This window comes from Halalkalibacter alkalisediminis, assembly GCF_028610705.1.
GTDB classification, from domain to species: domain Bacteria; phylum Bacillota; class Bacilli; order Bacillales; family Bacillaceae_D; genus Halalkalibacter; species Halalkalibacter alkalisediminis.
This window is the reverse complement of record NZ_JAQQWT010000138.1, coordinates 1-686: the sequence shown is the minus strand read 5'-3', so window position 1 is coordinate 686 and position 686 is coordinate 1. Positions and strand designations below refer to the sequence as shown.

Genomic DNA, 686 nt, shown 5'->3' with positions numbered 1-686 from the left:
GTAATCTGAATGACGGAAAAGCGGCAATCCCTTTATTAAAAGGCATTCATGAGCGTCTTTCTATCCTTCCGATCTCTAACTGTACACTGGATGCAGGATACGATTATCCCGCTATTTATGAACAAATCTATCGGATCGGTGCGCAGTCCATTATTGCGTATAACAAGAAGAATGAATCAGAACCAATAGGTTATGATAAGTATTTTGCCCCTACCTGTGTTCGTGAACATTCATATCGGTATGATAGTTATGACCCAACATATGAAACGCTAAAATATACACGTCCAAAAGAGTGCAAAGACTGTCCACTAGCAGAAGATACGCTATGTCAGAAAGTCTATAAAGTGAAAATCACGACAGATTTACGCCGCTATACGGCGCCAGCCCGTGGTTCAAAAGCTTGGAAAATGATTTACAAGCAAAGAAGTGCGGTCGAACGCGTCATCGCTTATCTCAAGGAATTCTTCCAGTTAAATAATGTTCGGTACCGTACAGGAAAACGAGCAAAAGTACATTTTGATTTAACGCAATTAGTTTATAACGGAGCAAAGCTCGCGTGTGATCGCATAGCTAAAGTACTCTCCGAAAACGAGATGATTCAGGCAGCTTAAATCCATTTTTAAAATCAATAAAATGAAAATTGGATTCTTGTATGATTCATGAGATAGGCTTTATGAAATTGATTC

1 protein-coding gene is annotated in these 686 nt (G+C 39.1%); it reads left to right on the top strand.

Annotated elements, in window-relative coordinates; translation table 11 throughout:
* A partial coding sequence (locus PQ474_RS26230; RefSeq protein ID WP_273848521.1) for a transposase occupies positions 1 to 611 on the top strand: 611 nt, incomplete at its 5' end.
* Positions 612 to 686: the final 75 nt, after the last annotated feature.